Consider the following 18,316-nt stretch of genomic DNA (forward strand, 5'->3'; position numbering starts at 1 on the left):
TATCACTATTCACCTTTTTGCATATTGCCTACATTTTACAGATTATCCCCTTGCCACGCAACGATAATCTTCCATTTGTTATTAGTTTGTAATGTTTTCTTTTGCGCTGGAGTTTGGTTCACGCTCCTTTCATTCTAAAAATGGTAGTAGTATAATAGGTTCGTACGGATTTGAAGGGAACACGATGTGAATGTGAATTGTTCCAAAAGGAGGAAATGAAGATGAGTGTACTACTTGCAGACACGAAGCTTCAAGAAGTGAAAGAGAAAGTGTTGCATGGCGAGCGCCTTTCGATAGAAGATGGCCTTGTTTTATATGAAACGCCTGATTTGCTCGGAGTTGCACAATTGGCTAATATCGTCAACGAGCGAAAAAACGGGCAAAACGTTTATTTCATCGAGAACCTTTATATCAACCCAACGAATGTGTGTGAAGCCAACTGCGGATTTTGCGGCTTTAAGCGCAAACCAGGCGAAGAAGGCGCTTATACAATGGATGAAGAAGCGCTATTAAAATATGTAGAAGATCGTTGGAACGACAACATCCGCGAATTTCATATCGTTGGCGGTCACAACAATGAAGTCGGTTTTGAGTATTATGTGAATACCGTAAAAACGTTGAAAAAGCACTACCCGCAAGTGACGATTAAAGCGTATACAGGGGCAGAGATTGAATTTTTCTCACGCCTTGCTGGCATTTCTATGAAAGAAGTAATCCAAACGCTCATGGATGCGGGGCTGGCCACTTTAACTGGAGGCGGTGCAGAAATTTTGACCGAGCGCTATCGTGCTATTATGAGCCCGGATAAAGCATCAACAGACCAATGGCTCGAAGCACACGAAACCGCTCACAACCTTGGCTTGCGCACTCATTCAACGATGCTTTACGGCTCAGTTGAAACGAAAGAAGAGCGCTTGATTCATATGCAACGCGTCCGCGACTTGCAAGACCGTACAAATGGTTTTATGGTTTTCATCCCTCTAGCGATGCAGCCGCGCAATGTAAAGGCAGGCTTAAACCGCCGTACGTCTGCATACGATGATATGCGTACGATTGCGGTCAGCCGCCTTATGCTCGACAATTTCCAGCATATAAAAGCGTACTGGATTAACATTGGCGTTCAATTGACGCAAATGGCGTTGACTTTTGGCTCCAGCGACATCCATGGCACATTAATAGAAGAACGAATTTCCCATTCTGTTGGCGCATTAACGTCTGCAGGCATCACGAGAAAAGAACTGATTCATATGATCAAAACAGCTGGCAAAACACCAATTGAACGCGACACTTTCTACAATGAAATAAAACGCTATTAACAGATTAAAAGCCTGTCCGCAAACGTGCGGAACAGGCTTTTTAAAGCATCCGTTAAAGAAAGACATTCCCTGTGCAAATATACTCTGCTGGCCCACGCATGAGCACATCGCCATTCTCTTGCCATACAATTGTCAGATCGCCGCCAAGCAAGTGGACCGTTACCGGTACCCCCTGTTTCGCATACCCATTTAACACACTGGCGACGACTGCAGCGCACGCCCCTGTGCCGCACGCTTGCGTAATGCCTGAACCTCGTTCCCATACACGAAAATGAAGTTCTGTTTCACTGACTACTTCTACCCACTCGGCGTTAACCCAATCTGGGAATGCAGAATGTTTTTCGATCACAGGGCCAAGCGACTCAACAGGCGCTTTTTCGATTTGCTCTACAAACATGACTGCATGAGGATTTCCCATCGAAACAGCTGTCACTTGAACTGTTTCGCCATTTGCCTCTAGCTTTTCGCCGACAACAGGCTTATCCCCTTCGCCGATTATTGGAATGGCCTGCCTTGTTAAACGCGGCTGTCCCATATTGATGGCGACTGCTCCAACACGCCCTTCCTCGTCTACCTCCACAGTAGCAAAAACAGGTCCGCCCAGCGTCTCAATCGAAAAGGCCTTTTCGTGAACCAACCCATGTTCGTAGCTATATTTTGCGACGCAACGCAACCCATTCCCGCAATTTTTCGCTTCCGATCCATCATTATTAAAAATACGCATTTTTATCGCGCATGAAGTGGAAGGGCCAATCAATATCATCCCATCACTGCCAATCCCTCGGTTCGGATCAGCTAGCCAAACTGCTGTTTCAGCTAAGCGCTCTTCGGGTAAATGTTCCTTAAATAGATTGATGTAAATATAGCTGTTGCCGAGGCCGTGCATTTTTGTGAACTCCATTTTCTTCCTCACTTTCTTAACGGTTCGTCTGCCCAAAAATAATCGTCATCCGCTTCAACAATGGTCATCACTTTATGGCAACATGGCATGACAAGGCGAACTTTAAATGACTCTTTTGCCTGTGCGACATCCTTTTCTTTCAGGGGAGTCAGCACGTGTTCCGTTTGGCAATAAGGGCATGTTTCAATATAAAAGTCTTTGCCTTGCTGCTCATAAGGCCATGTATGGCTAAATGGTAAAAAGGCCATTTTATCGCTCCTTTATCATCGAAAGGAGCTGCAACAAAGTAGGTGCAGCTTCCTTATCTAGCAGCACTTAAAACATAGGATTTTCTTCTAAATATTTATAAATATTGGAAACCAACTCTTCTGGGGTATCTCCAGCTATATACTCGCCGTTAACGAGAGCGAAATGGTCGAGCGCACATGTGCCGCAATGGTTGAGGCAACCGTATTCAATAATATCCAAATTCGGGTCTTTTTCTAGCTCTTCCATCGCATCATGTGATCCGCTTGCCAAGTTGCTCAAACAAAATTCGATAATCGGTCTCATGTGCGTCACCTCAACCGTTATGCTACTCTGTCTGTCCACTAAAGTCAATCATCCCTTTTTAAGACCCCCAGAACAGTGAAGCACTCATTCATTTTGTAACAAAACGTTCAAAAACGGTTGTCGGATCTCTCATCAATCGGTATAATCAAAACTGACCGAGGTCACTTTTTTCATATCCTTACAAATTGGGGGTGAACCCGCCACTGTTATTGGTGGACCATTATGGCCGTCCTCCAGAAAAAGAAAAAGACCCGTTTGGCCATTTTAAATGCGGCCGTGGCCCTTTTTCATCAAAAAGGGTTTCACTCTACAACGGTACAAGAAATTACCAATCATGCCCGTGTAGCAAAGGGGACATTTTTTAACCATTTTCCTACAAAAGAATCGATTTTGCATGCGCTTGCAGAAGAGCGGCTGCTCTTGCTGGCAAACAGTCAATCCATCGGTGCTGGCAGCCAGCCACTGCTAACAAATATTCGGGCAAGCCTGCTCTACTTATTGGAAGACTACGATATTCACCCTACATTAACGGTGCTCATTTGGAAACATGCTGCTGAGCACGAAGATAGCCTGCTCACCCATTGGAAGCAGCTGCTAGAAGAAACGAAAGAAGAGTGGGTTGCTGGCGCCATTGACCACAGCTTACTCGCCCACATTATTAACAGCCATGTTGCTTATGGGTTGCATGCATTCCGCCATGAACCAACTTGCATCGGTCTTGTTGAAAAAATAATGACACTTGTAGAGACAAGTTTTGGCACCATTTCAAAAAGAAGGAGACCTTTTTCCATGAAGAAACTCGTCGTATTAGGAGCAGGATATGGTGGCATGCGCTTGTTACAGCGGTTATTGCCTAACGACTTGCCAAAGGACTGGGAAATCATCCTTGTCGATCAGCTCCCTTATCATTGTTTAAAAACCGAATACTACGCTCTTGCTGCCGGAACAGCGTCGGACCATCATTTGCGCGTCTCTTTTCCCGAAGATGAGCGCTTGCGCATCAAATACGCGACCGTTACGGCCATCCATTTGCACGATTCAACGATTGACCTTGACAATGGCGAGTCGATTCCGTTTGACAAACTCGTCATTGGTCTCGGTTGCACAGACAATTTCCACGGCGTGCCTGGAGCTGACCAGTATACGTACAGCATTCAAACAATGGGCGCCACAAGAAGAACATATGAAGCGCTCAACAACGTTCGTCCAGAGGGAGTCGTCTCCATTGTTGGCGGTGGTTTAAGCGGTGTTGAGCTTGCTAGTGAACTGCGGGAAAGTCGGCCCGATTTGACGATTCGCCTATTTGACCGCGGCGATTACATTTTGTCAATGTTTCCGAAAAAATTAAGCACGTATGTGCAAAACTGGTTTGTCGAACACGGAGTCGATGTCAGCAACAACTCCAACATTACGAAAGTCGAACCTGGGGCGATTTACAACCATGACGAGCGCATCGCAACCGATGCAGTTATTTGGACGGCTGGCGTTCAGCCTGTTGATGTTGTCCGCGCTCTTGACGTTGAAAAAGACCGCTCTGGTCGGATTGTCTTGACTCCCCAACACTTTATACCAGATCATCCTGATGTTTTTGTTGTCGGCGACTGTGCAAGCCTGCCTCATGCGCCAAGCGCCCAGCTTGCCGAATCACAAGCAGAGCAAATTGTAACGATTTTAAAACATCAATGGAAAGGCGAGGCATTGCCTAAGACGTTGCCACGCATTAAATTAAAAGGTGTACTCGGTTCACTTGGCAAAAAACATGGCTTTGGCATGATGGGTGAAAGACCCCTTACAGGCAGAGTGCCGCGGATTCTAAAAAGCGGCGTGCTGTGGATGTACAAATACCATTCCGGTTGATGACTTGTTAAGCACACTGTTTGACGACAGTGTGCTTGTTTATTAGGCGAGAATCGCTTCCACTTTTTCAGCAATCATTTTTAAATTCGGGTTGCCTTCTGCAACCACTTCCCCATTTAAAACGACGAGCGGATAAAAATACTCTTCATTTAAAATCGCTGCAGCTAAGCGCTGTTTTTCGTCCGATGACTGCGGTTCGTCAATATCGACATAATGAAACTCAAGCGGCGCCTGTGGGAATTTCCGTGTTAAAGCCGCTTCAAGCCATTCCTTTGTATCTAATGCACTAGGCAAATGCACGCAAGAAGCACATTTTTGTTTAGCGCCATAAATGGTAAACATGATTGATTTAGCCATTTGTTCTCCCCCATTCTTTCCTTACAGCTTACATGAGCACCGGCAAATCTGGCAACGCCTGTATGATAAAAATCGAGAAAGATGGTAGCAATGCATGGATTTTTTTTAACGCGCCTATTATAATGGAGAATAAGCAGAAAGGAGTGGTTCGAATGGAAACAAGCACTGAGTTGATGGAGCAAGTCCAAGAAGTACTTGACAAGCTTCGTCCGTTTTTGCTTCGTGACGGCGGCGACGTTGAGCTGATTGACGTAGAAGATGGCGTCGTAAAAGTTCGCCTTCTAGGTGCATGCGGTTCATGCCCAAGTTCAACGATTACGTTGAAAGCTGGAATTGAACGTGCTCTTCTTGAAGAAGTACCAGGCATTACGGAGATTGAACAAGTCTTTTAATCGCTAAAAATCAACAGCAGCATCGTTTCCATGCTGCTGTTTTGCACACAAAAGCCGACCCAAAAGGTCGGCTTCTTTTACGTGTCCATATCATTTGTCAAACGCTCCTGCTAGCCTTAAGTAAAAAACTATGCTTGGGCAATCGACACGGCTGATCCTTGAACAGCTGGGCGCATAACTTCTGCACGGCATGCAGGAAATTGCTTATGAAGGCGGCTTGCAAACGCCTCGCCTTTCCCTTCTTTTACTAAGCAAAGAATAATAGGCCCTGCACCGCTAAGCGCTGCACCGTATGCGTCCTCATCTGCCTGGGCATAAGCGCAAACGTCTGGCAAGTGAGGAATCAACTGCTGCCGGTAAGGCTGGTGGAAGCGGTCTGCTAACATCATTTTGCCTACAAGTTCCCAATCTTGCTTGACAAGTGCCGCTGCCAGTACATTGGCGACTGAACTTGCCTGAACAGCTTCCTTGTACGATAGCATATCTGGCAAAACCGCACGCGCTTTTTTCGTAGCCAATGTCTTCGATGGGATAAGGGCAACAAGGTCGATGTTTGGCGCTTCAACATGAAGGATCTCCGTCGACTCTTCGCTATGTGTGCCAATCACTAAGCCTCCATAAATTGAAGCAGCAACATTATCTGGATGTCCCTCCCATAAGGAAGCAAGACGGGCCTTTTCCGCTTTTGAAGCAAACTGGCCACAAACTGAAGCAGCCAATTCAATGCCAGCGACAATTGCCGCGGCACTGCTGCCGAATCCTTTTGAAAGAGGAATATCGTTCTTCATGACCACTTGACACGGGGGCAAAACCTTGCCCCACTCTTTGCTCGCAAACGTAGCGGCTTTTGTCACTAAATTATCGGTACCTATATTCTCCAGGCCAGGCGAAGAACAAATAAACGACCACTTGCTTGCTTGTTCAACTTCCAAGTGCAAATAACGGTTTAAAGCAAGGCCAATGGAATCAAATCCTGGCCCTAAATTGGCTGTGCTGGCTGGAACAGTAATCGAAAAAGCCATTTACTTGACCGCCGGCTTTGTGGCCATTAAGTAATCGGCCAACGCTGTTTTTGAATCTTCAACCGTTGTCGTTTGCACATTGGAAAGATCTATAGCTGTTGTCGGGTCCTTCAAGCCATTGCCAGTTAGAACGGCGACAATTTTGGAGCCCTTTGCTACTTTCCCTGCTTGAATGTGTTTTTTTAAGCCAGCCAATGATGCACATGAACCTGGTTCAGCAAATATGCCTTCTTTTTTCGCTATTTCCCGGTACGCCTCGACAATTTCTTCGTCCGTCACTAAGTCGATTTCGCCTTTTGATTCATTCGCAGCTTGTACAGCCAATTTCCAACTCGCCGGATTGCCGATGCGGATGGCAGTGGCAATCGTCTCTGGGTGCTCAATGACATGTTGCTTCACAATCGCTGCCGCCCCTTCCGCTTCAAATCCATGCATACGCGGCCGGCCCGTTTGGTGCAACTCATCGTATTCTTTAAAGCCCATCCAATAAGCAGAGATGTTTCCGGCATTTCCGACAGGGATCGCCAATACATCTGGAGCAGCCCCTAGCGCATCACAAATTTCAAAAGCTGCTGTCTTTTGGCCGTGGAGCCTATATGGGTTGACCGAGTTGACAAGGGCAATTGGCTCCGTTTCACATAATTCTCTTACGAGCGCAAGAGCGCGGTCAAAGTTTCCTTCAATTTCAATGATTTCTGCTCCGTACATCGCCGCTTGGGCTACTTTCCCAAGTGCCGTTTTGCCTTTTGGAATGACGACAATTGAACGAAGCCCCGCGCGGGCCCCGTAGGCGGAAGCTGCCGCAGACGTATTGCCTGTTGAGGCGCAAATAAGTGCCTGCGCCCCTTCTTCTTTTGCTTTTGCGACAGCAACAACCATTCCTCTGTCTTTAAACGAGCCAGTCGGGTTTGCCCCTTCATACTTCACATAAAGCTCTACGCCCCACTCTTCTGATAAATGTTCGAGTTTAATTAAAGGCGTATTGCCCTCGCCAAGCGTCAATGCCGGCGTGTTTTCCGTAATCGGCAAATACGAGCCGTATTCTTTTAAAAGTCCTGCCCAAGCAGCCATTATCCTTTTCCTCCCTCAACTCGGTACGAGCTTGCTATCGTTTTAACCACATCTAGCTGCTCAAGCTCTTCCATTAATTCCTTATATACAGCACGATTGGTTACATGTGTAATGATGACAATTTCCGCCATTTGATCCTCTTCCAGTGGAAGCTGCAAAAGCTTTTCAAAGCTGACGTCGTATCTAGCAAATAACGACGTAATGCTTGAAAACGTACCAGTTCGGTCTTCTACATGCAGGCGAATAAAAAACTGTGATTGCTTTTCCTGCTCTTCTTTAAACACTGCTTCGTACAATGGCTTCATGGCCGCGTAGCCATTGACGCGATGGCGCATATTTTTCATGACCGACACGAGGTCGCTTACGACTGCAGTTGCAGTCGGCAATGAGCCAGCTCCAGGCCCGTAAAACATCGTTTCGCCAACGGCTTCCCCGTGGACAAAGACAGCATTGTATTCATTTTGTACGCTGGCTAGTGGGTGGTCAGATGGCAAAAGTGTTGGTTCAACACATACTTCCAACCGCCCCTCATCTCTTTTGGCGACGCCGATCAACTTCATCGTAAGCCCGAGTTGCTCGCAAAAATGCAAGTCTTTGCCCGATACATTGGTGATTCCTTTCACGGCGACATCACTAAGCTGGACAGGCGCTGAAAAGCCGAGCGTCGCTAAAATCGCCATTTTCCTAGCTGCATCCAGCCCTTCTACGTCAGCAGTTGGATCCGCTTCAGCAAACCCCAGCTCTTGCGCTTCCTTGAGTACATCTTCATAGGAGCGGTTTTCCTGGCTCATCTTCGTTAATATATAGTTGGTCGTGCCATTGACAATTCCCATCATTTTTGTAATCCGGTCAGCCGACAACCCTTCCGTGATCGTCCGCAAAATCGGGATGCCTCCAGCTACGCTCGCTTCATAATAAACGTCCACCCCTTGCTCGGCCGCAAGCGCGAGCAGCGAAGCACCCCATTCAGCCATGAGGTCTTTGTTGGCCGTAACAATATGCTTTTTCTGGCGAATGGCTTTTTCAAGCAGTTGCTTCGTCTCGTTTACTCCGCCCATGACTTCGATGACAACATCCAAATCTGGGTCGTCAAGAATATCTTCTGGATTTGTTGTCAATTCCACACCGTTTACTTCAGATCCTCGCACTTTATCTATTTGTTTGACGAGTGCTTTTTTTATCGCGACTGGCCTTCCGGCTTGGTGCGCCAATTCATTTTGATGCCGTTCCACAATCGACACTACGCCAGTGCCAACCGTCCCTAAGCCTAAAAGGCCAACTTGAATCGCTCGTTCCCCCACACTAACACTCCCCACTGTCCTTATATAAAATACATGTGTTTTCTTATAATGGACATTATAAAAGGAATTGCCTGCGAATTCAAGCATTACTTTAGGCAACGCTCTATAAAGTCTGGCCTTTTAACCAATCAAGCAATGGCATTTGTGGGTAACGGCTTAGTTTTGCCTCTTCTGCCAATTCTCCGAGGAAATCGGCATTGCTTGTTTCCCGATCAAGCAACTGTTGGAATTGCTTTCCATACTCACGTTGTTCATGGGGAAGCTGTGCTTGGTAATAGTTTTCAATCACTTCAAAATAATGCAGTGGGAAAATCAAGCGGGCATACATCATTTGCCACGTATAGGGAGTAAGCACTTGCCACTCTTCATACCCCCCAAAAAATGAAGCGATCCGCTCCCAGTTCTGCCTAGTTTCCCCCATTGGCCTGTTCTCACGGATCCATTCGGCTAAATCGCGTGCTGGGTGGTCATATAAAAAGGCAGTAGGCGGTTTGACAATGTGGCCCCGTTCAGACATATAAAGCCAACTTGTCTCTCCAAACCGACGATGGCAAATCGTCGGTTCATCATGTAGTTCCTTTTTAACATCTAATTGAGTATCAACAGCAAATTGAATCGCATTTTCTGTCATTCCCATAAAGTAAGGATATGTGCAGAGAAATGCTTCATCGGTTGTCGTCTGGGGCCCTTGGTTCACGAGCGCTTGGTACCAATCTTCAAGCTGTTCCAACCTGGTCGCCCATAGCTCTTGCCATGGTGGAAAACTAGCCTTTTTCCAATGTTGGCGCCCTTGTTGACCGCGCTTATGCCATGTAAAAAGCTGCTCCCCTAAATCCCACTCCGATTGAATCCGGACGCCGCGAAATTCGTTAAATTCGGGGACTTTGAACACGTAGGCCTCAACGCCATCAATTAAGGCGGAAGACTGGTTGAAGCGATTTGGTACAAGTTCAAGGACAGATTCATCGCCTGCTTGGCGCATGAAGTCGCAAAACGCCATCATCTCCACTTCCTCGGCCATGCATTCATCCTTTGGCAAAATGATATAGGCTTGGTTATTTGCTCTGAAACCTTCATACGGCCCAACAGTAAAACGCTCGTCACAGTAAAGCTTATACTGGTCATACAAATTCCGTTCCAGCAATGTAGTTCCCTCCTTGCTCCAATCCCTTTAGTCTATGAGCCCATCGCATAAAATGTGTGCTTGCACGTAGACTATAAAAAGAAGGTTAAGGGAGGAACATAATGGGAAAAGACGCGGTGGCAGAGAAGGCAAAAGAATGGTTGCAAGATCGCGGAGTCAGTTTGCATGACATCGCCGTTCTCGTGTACTTCCTGCAAGAAAAATACCATCCTGGCTTATCACTAGCGCTATGCTTAGAAAATGTTGAACGTGTTCTTTCCAAACGGGAAGTCCAAAATGCAGTGTTAACGGGGATTCAACTAGATTTGCTAACTGAAAAGAAATGCTTGGAATCACCTTTGCAAGAGATTTTAGCACGTGATGAAGGGCTTTATGGCGTAGATGAAATTATCGCATTGTCAATCGTCAACGTTTACGGCTCTATCGGGCTCACGAATTATGGTTATATTGATAAACAAAAACCAGGAATATTAAAGAAATTAAACGATAAATCGACAGGCGCTTGCCATACATTTCTCGATGATATTGTCGGCGCGATTGCTGCGGCCGCCTCAAGCAGGCTCGCCCATAGAAAAGCGAACACGGAATAAGCCAGCCACATTGATCGTGGCTGGCTTAGCTGAGAGGCAATTACCGGAAAACGGACGAAGCACACAGCACCCTTTCCAATAACGAAGGGACCGGCAAAGCTCCCTTTATATTGGCCAGTCGTCTAAAGAAGGGATGCTATATGTCGGTTGAATTTTATACGCAGATAAATCGGTTGTGATTCCTGTTTGTACATGGATCGTGTCGATGCCAGCATGAATGCCAGCAAGCAAGTCTGTATCATAATTGTCGCCGACAAAAACAGTGTGACGCGGGTCAAGCTTTAACTGTTTGATGGCAGCTTCAACAATCGCAGCTCCTGGTTTGCCAATGACAATTGGTTCTGTTTTTGTTGCATACGCCACCGCTGCTACAAGGGCGCCGTTGCCGACAACAAGCCCTGACTCGGTTGTAATCATCGCGTCTGGATTTGTCGCAATCAAGGCAGCTCCATTAGCAACAAAGCGGGCTGCTTTGCTCAGTTTTTCATGGGTAATCGCCCGATCCAGCCCAATGACGACGGCATCAGGCTTGTCCTCTGTCTGCGCAAAGGCTGCCAATGCTTCAAACAGCCCTTCTTCGCCAATAATATAAAGCGCGGAATGGGGCATTTTTGCTTGTAAATAAGAGGCTGTCGCTACGCTAGAAGTCATAATTTGCCAAGGCTCGGCTAAGATGCCCATTCCATTTAATCTTTTGGCAACTTGTTTGGGGCTTCTCGTTGAATTGTTCGTAACAAAGCCATAAGGAATATGGCTGTTGGCCAATTTATTGATAAAATGGATTGCGCTTACGATTGGCTCATTGCCATGATATACGGTCCCATCTAAATCAAATAAGTAGCTTTTATAGGTCTTCATTGTCCACCTCTATGCGTTAACGAGTGTCTTTATCTGGAAGAAAAGCGGTAATGACGCCAAGTTCATTTTTTAAATATTGGCGGACAGCAGGCGGGAAAGCTTCCAAACTTGGCTGGCTTTCCTGGAGCCAGCTCCATACGTCGTTCGCTTCTAAGCTTGCATACTGATAGACAAGCGCTTTACGGCGGCGAATCAACTGTTTTAACCCTGCTGCCGTTTCGTCTGTAATGACTTTTTCATCGAGCAAGATGTCGATAATATCTTCATATCCTCCTGGATCACGCATAATGAAGGCATCAATCATCTGGTTGCCGACGTCAATGACTGCTTCAATGAGCACAGAAGCAGTTCGTTCTAATGCAAGGCGGTCCTTGTCGCTCGTACCAAACGCCTCTTCCTTCATCATTTTTAATAAATGTTCCATATAATCAAGCGTTTGTTCGATCCGCTGCCTGTCAACAAAATACATGGATACCTACTCCTTTTCCCAGCTATTGTTTGCCACTTTTCGGGCAGACTGAGGATGGAGGTGATCAGATGGCAAAAAGGAAAGCCCGACAAGCGTATGACGAGTTCACGAATGTCGAAGCAATGCACCTTTATATTATTCCGGAAGAATTGCCTGAAGGGCCTTACGGGGCACCAGTCGGAAAAGAGGAACCGGTCGTGAATAAAACAACCGAATGGAAAGAAGGCCAGCGCACTTATAGTGCTTTTAATTATGTAAACAAAGACCTTCATGCAGGCTTACCCCGGAAATATCCGAATCACCATCCACCACACGACAAATAAAACGGAGCTTTGCTCCGTTTTATTTTCAGAATGGAGCCAAACGCTCGCATCCTTCGTTGTTCGCCTCGGCTGCCAAGCATTTTCTATTTAGTCTGAGTGATTTTGCCGACTTTGTCGACAACCTCAAACGGAGTAGCGCTCCGTTTACATAGCTTGTTTCCTTACTTTTCGCAAGACAAAATAAGCGCAACCAAAATTGCAATACTCGTAAAGATAGTCGGGTAACGTGCTTATTTTTTTATCGAATGTTGATTTTTTGTTTTTGTCATCAAAAAAGCCGCGCAACCGCAGTTGGTTGTAGCCCCAATCGCCGACGATGTAATCATATTTGTTCAGCACATCGCTGTACCGCGCTTTGAACGCCTCTTCATTCCAACCATTGCGCTCGTTTTCGAGGACTTCATATTCAATGCCTGAAATCGTCACCATCGTACGCACCTCAAATCGGATTGGTCTGCTGTTATTTTACCATAGGAACAAAAGACATGCTTGCCTTTAGCCATATTTTGTTACAGTTAGCTTTTCTTAAAAGTGCGCATGCTATGAATGAAAGGAGCTGGTTCTTATGAAGAATCGCTTTGTGCCTGCTGTGGCAAGCCTCCTATTGCTGTGCGCTTGCACAGGCAACAATGCTGGTCTCGATAATAATGGACAACGCATGCAAACATTGGACAATGATACACTTATGGCGGAAACAGGCAGAGATTTTGGTTATGGGTTTTCCCGCTATACCGAAAACGAAGTAGGACGGGCAAACAATACCGTTGGCGCCTTAACAGTTGATAGAGGGATGCTTGCCGATGTGGTCACCCGGTTAGTCCTTAGCCTTGAGCAAATTGAAGAAGCCGCAACGCTTGTCACTGACAAATATGCGCTCGTTGTGTATGAAGATCGAGCACAGCAAATGACAGAAGAAGAAGTGGCCGAACAAGTTAAACGGGCGGCATCGGCTTCACTGCCGCGTTTTTACGAGGTATACGTGGCAAACGACCGTGCTCGCATAAGAGATATTGAGCGTTTTGCTTCACTGCCATCTGGTAATGGCTATCAACATGTTTTACAAGATACGATCGAAACATTTAAACAATACCCACAGGGCAATCAGTAGAGAACGATTATGCATCTTGCATAATCGTTCCACACTGTTGCTTGTCTCTGCTATTAAGCATCGGTTTATACGCGCTGTTGCTCCCCTTGTGCTTTTCTTGCTTCCATGTTCACTTGCGCTTGGTTCACTTGTTCGTCTGCATGGTATGACGAACGGACAAGCGGTCCCGCCTCGCAATGGCTAAAGCCTTTTTGCATTGCGATTTCCTTTAACTCGGCAAATTCGTCTGGATGGTAATACTTAATGACTTTTAAATGTTTCTTTGTAGGTTGTAAATATTGGCCAATTGTCAAAATGTCAACATTATTAGCCCGCAAATCATCCATTGTTTCTAAAATTTCTTCCTTTGTTTCCCCTAGGCCTACCATTAGGCTCGATTTAGTCGGAATATCAGGATGCATTTCTTTGGCTCTCCGCAAAAACTCGAGTGTGCGGTCATATTTTGCTCGTGCTCTAACTTTTGGCGTCAGCCTTCTTACGGTTTCGATATTATGATTCATTATATTCGGGCGCGCATCCATTAATGTTTGCAAGCTTGATTCATTGCCAAGCATGTCAGAAGGCAAAACTTCAATTGTGCAAAATGGGTTTTTCCGGCGTACGGCTCGTACCGTTTCGGCAAACACTGCGGCGCCGCCGTCTTTTAAATCATCACGGGCAACAGCAGTAATAACGACATGTTTTAACCCCATGGTCTCCACGGATTCCGCCACGCGCTCTGGCTCTTGCAAGTCAAGCTCCGTTGGCAAGCCTGTCTTGACTGCACAAAAACGGCAACCTCGTGTACAAATATCGCCAAGGATCATAAAAGTAGCCGTTTTTCGAACCGCCCAACATTCATGGATGTTCGGGCAGCGTGCTTCTTCACATACGGTATGTAGTTTTTTCTCACGCATCATTTTTTTCAAGCCTGTATAAGACTCGTTTGTATTTAGCTTGATTTTTAGCCAGTCCGGTTTGCGCATATGCTGCTCTTTTTCATCTTTTTCTGGCATTGTCACTCCCACCCTTCTGCAAATGAACCGATCTCTTCTATTATCGTACCATGAATTCTACCTCGAACCAACAAGGGAAACGGAATTATTCCAACATTAGTACACGCTGCAACTGGTAAAGATTCTCTGTCATCATTTCGGCCAATTGGCCGAAAACTATACAAAACCCCATAGAAAGGAGCTAGCACAATTGTCTTATTTGCGACGCCGTGTATGGCTATGTTTGCTTGTTGTTCTTCTTAGTTTTTCTAGTTTTTGGCCAGACACAGCTGCAAGTGCGCAAAAGCAGACAGATCCAAACTTATATTCAGAAAGGCTTGCTTTGTATAAAAAAATGGAAGTTCTTACGAGCGTCCCTTGGCCCTATTTAGCAGCTGTCGACTCCTACGAACGGGGTTTACGGAAAGCGTTAAGGGACCGAGAACAAGCAAAAGGCCTTGTGTCTATTTACTATCCAAAAGAAGAATGGGTTGGCGCACTTAATCCAAACATAAACGACAATGATCCAACGACAATCAGCTTATTTGAAGGAATCGGCCTTGATGGAAATGGCGATGGGAAAGCAAACATTGAGGATGATGAAGACGTCCTTTATACATTTGCTCGCTATTTAGAGTCTCACGGTTACTCAGATGAGGATTTCCGTATTGCCCTCTGGCATTTTTACCAACGTGAACAAAGCGTTAACATTGTCAGTGGCCATGCCAAAGTATACGAAACGTTTCAAACGCTCGACTTACATCAACATGCTTTTGTCATGCCCCTTCACCATCATTATAGCTACCGTAGCACGTGGGGAGCCAAGCGAGGCTGGGGCGGTAGGCGCATTCATGAAGGGACCGACATTTTCGCCAATTACAATGTCCCGATCCAATCTTCTTCATACGGCATCGTTGAAACGATTGGTTGGAATCCTTACGGCGGCTGGCGTGTAGGCATACGCGACCTTGACAACATTTATCACTATTACGCCCACTTAAATGGCTATGAAAAAGGATTAGAGAAAGGGTCGATTGTAAAGGCAGGACAAGTCATCGGTTACTGTGGCAGCTCAGGCTACGGCAAACCAGGAACACAAGGTAAATTCCCGCCTCATCTTCATTACGGAATGTACAGGGATAACGGTATCAGCGAATGGTCATTTGACCCATTTCCTTCGTTAAAACAATGGGAGCGCGCGGACAAAAACGCGAAAAAAAACAATTCGTAAACAAATAAGCCTGCCAGTCGCTCGCATTAGTCGAGATCCTGGCAGGCTGTTAGAGTTATGATGATTGGGCTGTTTTCTTGCCTGAAGCTTGTTTATTAAGCGCTTGAAGTGCCAACACCGTAACAGCGAGGAGGGCACCAGCAGCAATCCAAGCAAAAATCGGGCCGAAGAAACCAAGGACGAGAAAAGCAACACCTGCGATTATGGCCGTTAACACCGCATAAGGCAACTGCGTCATCACATGATCCATGTGATGAGCGCCAGAACCAGCTGCCGACAAAACCGTTGTATCGGAAATCGGCGAGATGTGGTCGCCAAAAATCGAACCGGCTAAAACAGCTGCAAACATTGGGATCGCCATCGACGGCTCAATCAGTGCTGCCATTTGCCCGGCAATCGGCAGCAAAATACCAAATGTTCCCCACGACGTCCCTGTCGCAAGCCCAGAAAAACAAGCAATTAAGAACAGGATTACAGGCAAAAAGCCAGGATTGACAGAGTCACTCACTAATGATGCTAAAAACGCGCCTGTTCCTAAGCGATTAATCATTTCAATCGTCGTCCAGGCAAGCACTAAAATGTAAATAGCCGGCATCATTGCCGCCAAACCAGCTTTCAATGCTTTTCCGAAGTCTGGCAAATTTGGCTTAGACGCTAACGTTGTCGCAACAGCAACGATAAAACCAATGCAACTGCCGAGAAGGAGCGAATAGCCGATATCCGTGTATTCGAGCATATTGAGCATTGTCGCCGGCAACCCTTCCGCAGCAGCTGCCGTTGCGCCAGTGTAAAACAAAAGGGAAGTGGTGGCAATGACAAGGGCAATGATCGGCAAAAATAGCTGATAAACGCGGCCATTAGTCATGACGAGTGCTTCATCTAAATCGCCAGGCACATCGCCTTTTGCCGGGTCCGTCAATTCACCAGTGGCTTTTGCCCGGTCTTCATGGCGTTTCATTAGGCCAATGTCGATGTTAAATAAAATGATAAGGACAATAAACAACAGCGCAATTAATGCGTAAAAATTAATCGGTACTGTGTATAAAAATGCTTGGAATGCGCCGAATTCTTCTAACTGGTTAGCAGTTAAAACAGTCGCCAACGTCCCGATAATGAAAGCACCCCAGCTAGATAAAGGCATGATGACACAAATGGGCGCTGACGTTGAATCAACAATGTAAGCAAGCTTCGCCCGAGACACACGGTATCGGTCTGTTAATGGTCGGCTCATATTGCCGACAGTAAGAGCGTTAAAATAATCATCAATAAAAATGACAAAGCCTAACACAAATGGCAAAAACAACGATGACTTTCTCGTCTTAATCCGTCTTGACGCCCAGCGGCTGAATGCTTGTCCCCCGCCGGAAAATGTAATTAAGCTCGCGACCATGCCAACCAGCATTAAGAATAAGACGATATACAATTCCCAATTATTTAATGCAAACCGTGCATCCGCAATGGCTTGCCCAACACCGGAAAATGTAGGCGAATCGACTGCTTCAAAGGAAAACAACAATCCGGCGATTGTTTGGAATATGCCAGCCAGTGCTTGCCCTATATGTTGGTCAAACACCATAAAGGCACCGACCAAAATTGCAATCCCGAGAGAGATTAACACTTTTCGTGTCAATATCACGAGCGTTAATGCCAGAATCGGCGGCAATAGCGACCACCATCCAAATGCATGTTCCAAAAAAACCTCTCCTTTAACGTGGCTGTTTGCTCTATTAAAAAAGACAATGATGGAGATTTCCATCATTGTCCCGTACAATAAACAGTCCCATCCATAGTAGTTCTCCACAGTTCCCTGTGACAGTCCGACACTTCTTCAATGCCAGCCCAGCTAAAAAGCAGCAGGCCCTGCTTTTTGCTTCGGCAAAAACCCCTTTCCCTTTTCTTCAAAGCGGGCCTTCGCTCAAAAAAGGTACTGATGGTGTTTGCGCCTCTACCCCATCTGGCAGATGAGGTGTTCCTATTCAATTCTGTATCAGTTTATCACATATTTTTATGCCAGACAACGACAAAATACGACTTTATTGACTGTCATTTTCTTCCTCAGGTTGTTGGTCTGTATTCGCCTCAAGAGCTGGATAATTGACGATAGGCAGTTGGCCTCCATAAAACTGCGGCACTTCCCCAGAAATAAAGGCAAAACCTGCTGGCAACTCAACCGATACTGTATCTGCCGTCTCAGAAAAGGGCAAAATCACATCCATGCCTACTTCGATCGTGACATAAAAAGACAGCCTCGTATTGTTAATGCCCAGCTGCTCGCTTTCGTCCTTCATGCCTACTTTTGCATCGCCAATCAATGCAAACCGCAGGGGAATGCCTGGCCCGACATCGTTTAATAACGAGTTGTTCAGCGCTCTTCCTAAAGGGATCGTCGCCACTGTGCCTTCGCTTGCGCCGTATGTATTGTCTTCATTGCGTTGGATTGCATTTATCGCCTCATGGACACGGTGTTGGACATTGCCGAGGAGCTTGTTGTATTTTTGAGTGTCCAATGTGACATACGTAATCTGACCGTCTCCGTTCGTTTCAGTAATGAGCATATCGTTCATGTCAGTTTGGCCTAGCTCATCAGTCAACGCTTGCTGAATCGTATACGTCGCAATCCGCTCCATTTCCCGATGGGCAATTTGCGAAATAATCGGGCGCAGCTGTTGGTCGACAAACCAAAGCCCTTGCAAGGACAAAAGCGCGAATAGCACGGACGAAATGAGCAGCACATAGCGAAAAGGAAGCGGCCCTCTTTCTTGTTTTTGGCCTTTAATCGGGCCTCCTTTAAACCGTTTCATGTGTCCCCCTCCCTTTCCTTACATCTCTATGCAAAAGAAAGGGGACACT

Annotated in this window: 21 protein-coding genes, 1 pseudogene and 1 riboswitch; of the genes and pseudogenes, 8 read left to right on the forward strand and 14 right to left on the reverse strand. The window is 46.2% G+C overall.

The window, feature by feature from the left end; all coding sequences use genetic code 11:
- Positions 1-221: 221 nt before the first annotated feature.
- Positions 222-1,316: an aminofutalosine synthase MqnE gene (gene mqnE, locus V5G21_RS03195; protein ID WP_011247775.1), complete on the forward strand. Its 1,095-nt coding sequence runs from the start codon at positions 222-224 to the stop codon at positions 1,314-1,316.
- A gap of 52 nt (positions 1,317-1,368) precedes the next feature.
- Here the strand turns inward: mqnE and dapF are convergent, their stop codons facing one another.
- The 3 genes from dapF to V5G21_RS03210 form a co-directional block, all read right to left on the reverse strand.
- Positions 1,369-2,217, reverse strand: a complete 849-nt coding sequence (gene dapF, locus V5G21_RS03200) for a diaminopimelate epimerase (RefSeq protein WP_338465213.1) — start codon at positions 2,215-2,217, stop codon at positions 1,369-1,371.
- Positions 2,218-2,225: 8 nt separating this feature from the next.
- Positions 2,226-2,465, reverse strand: a complete 240-nt coding sequence (locus tag V5G21_RS03205) for a hypothetical protein (RefSeq protein WP_011247777.1) — start codon at positions 2,463-2,465, stop codon at positions 2,226-2,228.
- Positions 2,466-2,532: 67 nt separating this feature from the next.
- Positions 2,533-2,769, reverse strand: coding sequence for a YuzB family protein (locus V5G21_RS03210; RefSeq protein WP_011247778.1), 237 nt, complete (start codon positions 2,767-2,769; stop codon positions 2,533-2,535).
- Positions 2,770-2,991: 222 nt separating this feature from the next.
- On the opposite strand from V5G21_RS03210, the pseudogene V5G21_RS21390 reads away from it, so the two are divergent.
- Both V5G21_RS21390 and V5G21_RS03215 read left to right on the forward strand, forming a co-directional pair.
- A pseudogene (locus V5G21_RS21390) lies at positions 2,992-3,111 on the forward strand (TetR/AcrR family transcriptional regulator); the annotation flags it as partial.
- Positions 3,112-3,558: 447 nt separating this feature from the next.
- A complete protein-coding gene (locus V5G21_RS03215; protein ID WP_035203576.1) occupies positions 3,559-4,626 on the forward strand; it encodes an NAD(P)/FAD-dependent oxidoreductase in 1,068 nt (355 codons plus the stop codon).
- Between the two features lie 42 nt (positions 4,627-4,668).
- Here V5G21_RS03215 and V5G21_RS03220 read toward each other — a convergent pair whose 3' ends face one another.
- On the reverse strand, positions 4,669-4,983 hold the full coding sequence (locus V5G21_RS03220; RefSeq protein ID WP_035202697.1) for a YuzD family protein: 315 nt from the start codon (positions 4,981-4,983) through the stop codon (positions 4,669-4,671).
- 152 nt (positions 4,984-5,135) lie between these two features.
- Between V5G21_RS03220 and V5G21_RS03225 the strand changes: the two genes are divergently transcribed.
- Entirely contained in the window at positions 5,136-5,375 is a 240-nt protein-coding gene (locus V5G21_RS03225; protein ID WP_011247781.1) for a NifU family protein, read from the forward strand.
- A gap of 128 nt (positions 5,376-5,503) precedes the next feature.
- Here the strand turns inward: V5G21_RS03225 and thrB are convergent, their stop codons facing one another.
- From thrB to yutH, 4 genes are all read right to left on the reverse strand, one after another.
- Positions 5,504-6,397 carry a homoserine kinase gene (gene thrB, locus V5G21_RS03230; protein WP_011247782.1) on the reverse strand — a complete coding sequence of 298 codons (894 nt, stop codon included), beginning with the start codon at positions 6,395-6,397 and terminating at the stop codon, positions 5,504-5,506.
- Positions 6,398-7,468: a threonine synthase gene (gene thrC, locus V5G21_RS03235; protein ID WP_011247783.1), complete on the reverse strand. Its 1,071-nt coding sequence runs from the start codon at positions 7,466-7,468 to the stop codon at positions 6,398-6,400.
- Complete coding sequence (locus V5G21_RS03240; RefSeq protein ID WP_035202698.1) at positions 7,468-8,769, reverse strand: homoserine dehydrogenase; 1,302 nt, start codon at positions 8,767-8,769, stop codon at positions 7,468-7,470. Before V5G21_RS03240 ends, thrC begins: the two co-directional genes overlap by 1 nt.
- A 103-nt stretch (positions 8,770-8,872) precedes the next feature.
- Positions 8,873-9,913: a spore coat putative kinase YutH gene (gene yutH / locus V5G21_RS03245; protein ID WP_035202699.1), complete on the reverse strand. Its 1,041-nt coding sequence runs from the start codon at positions 9,911-9,913 to the stop codon at positions 8,873-8,875.
- 101 nt (positions 9,914-10,014) lie between these two features.
- On the opposite strand from yutH, the gene V5G21_RS03250 reads away from it, so the two are divergent.
- The gene (locus V5G21_RS03250) at positions 10,015-10,503 is read left to right on the forward strand and encodes a phosphatidylglycerophosphatase A family protein (protein ID WP_011247786.1); all 489 of its coding nucleotides are present in this window, start codon (positions 10,015-10,017) and stop codon (positions 10,501-10,503) included.
- A 105-nt stretch (positions 10,504-10,608) separates the two neighbouring features.
- Here the strand turns inward: V5G21_RS03250 and V5G21_RS03255 are convergent, their stop codons facing one another.
- Complete coding sequence (locus tag V5G21_RS03255) at positions 10,609-11,361, reverse strand: TIGR01457 family HAD-type hydrolase (RefSeq protein ID WP_035202700.1); 753 nt, start codon at positions 11,359-11,361, stop codon at positions 10,609-10,611.
- Between the two features lie 16 nt (positions 11,362-11,377).
- A complete protein-coding gene (locus V5G21_RS03260; RefSeq protein WP_035202701.1) occupies positions 11,378-11,830 on the reverse strand; it encodes a DUF86 domain-containing protein in 453 nt (150 codons plus the stop codon).
- Positions 11,831-11,898: 68 nt separating this feature from the next.
- Here V5G21_RS03260 and V5G21_RS03265 point away from each other — a divergent pair, with 68 nt between their 5' ends.
- The gene (locus tag V5G21_RS03265; protein WP_011247789.1) at positions 11,899-12,153 is read left to right on the forward strand and encodes a hypothetical protein; all 255 of its coding nucleotides are present in this window, start codon (positions 11,899-11,901) and stop codon (positions 12,151-12,153) included.
- 144 nt (positions 12,154-12,297) lie between these two features.
- Here the strand turns inward: V5G21_RS03265 and V5G21_RS03270 are convergent, their stop codons facing one another.
- Complete coding sequence (locus V5G21_RS03270; protein WP_011247790.1) at positions 12,298-12,582, reverse strand: YutD family protein; 285 nt, start codon at positions 12,580-12,582, stop codon at positions 12,298-12,300.
- Between the two features lie 136 nt (positions 12,583-12,718).
- Here V5G21_RS03270 and V5G21_RS03275 point away from each other — a divergent pair, with 136 nt between their 5' ends.
- Positions 12,719-13,261: a YhcN/YlaJ family sporulation lipoprotein gene (locus V5G21_RS03275; RefSeq protein ID WP_011247791.1), complete on the forward strand. Its 543-nt coding sequence runs from the start codon at positions 12,719-12,721 to the stop codon at positions 13,259-13,261.
- A gap of 65 nt (positions 13,262-13,326) precedes the next feature.
- Here the strand turns inward: V5G21_RS03275 and lipA are convergent, their stop codons facing one another.
- Entirely contained in the window at positions 13,327-14,256 is a 930-nt protein-coding gene (gene lipA, locus V5G21_RS03280; protein WP_011247792.1) for a lipoyl synthase, read from the reverse strand.
- A 199-nt stretch (positions 14,257-14,455) separates the two neighbouring features.
- Between lipA and V5G21_RS03285 the strand changes: the two genes are divergently transcribed.
- On the forward strand, positions 14,456-15,466 hold the full coding sequence (locus V5G21_RS03285; protein WP_035203580.1) for a M23 family metallopeptidase: 1,011 nt from the start codon (positions 14,456-14,458) through the stop codon (positions 15,464-15,466).
- A 55-nt stretch (positions 15,467-15,521) separates the two neighbouring features.
- Here the strand turns inward: V5G21_RS03285 and V5G21_RS03290 are convergent, their stop codons facing one another.
- Positions 15,522-17,159: a Na+/H+ antiporter NhaC family protein gene (locus tag V5G21_RS03290; protein ID WP_304527355.1), complete on the reverse strand. Its 1,638-nt coding sequence runs from the start codon at positions 17,157-17,159 to the stop codon at positions 15,522-15,524.
- 89 nt (positions 17,160-17,248) lie between these two features.
- Positions 17,249-17,422: riboswitch (Lysine riboswitch) on the reverse strand.
- A gap of 77 nt (positions 17,423-17,499) precedes the next feature.
- The gene (gene yunB, locus V5G21_RS03295) at positions 17,500-18,267 is read right to left on the reverse strand and encodes a sporulation protein YunB (protein ID WP_011247795.1); all 768 of its coding nucleotides are present in this window, start codon (positions 18,265-18,267) and stop codon (positions 17,500-17,502) included.
- Between the last annotated feature and the right edge of the window lie 49 nt (positions 18,268-18,316).

Source organism: Shouchella rhizosphaerae, from assembly GCF_036700015.1.
Lineage (GTDB): Bacteria > Bacillota > Bacilli > Bacillales > Bacillaceae_D > Shouchella > Shouchella rhizosphaerae.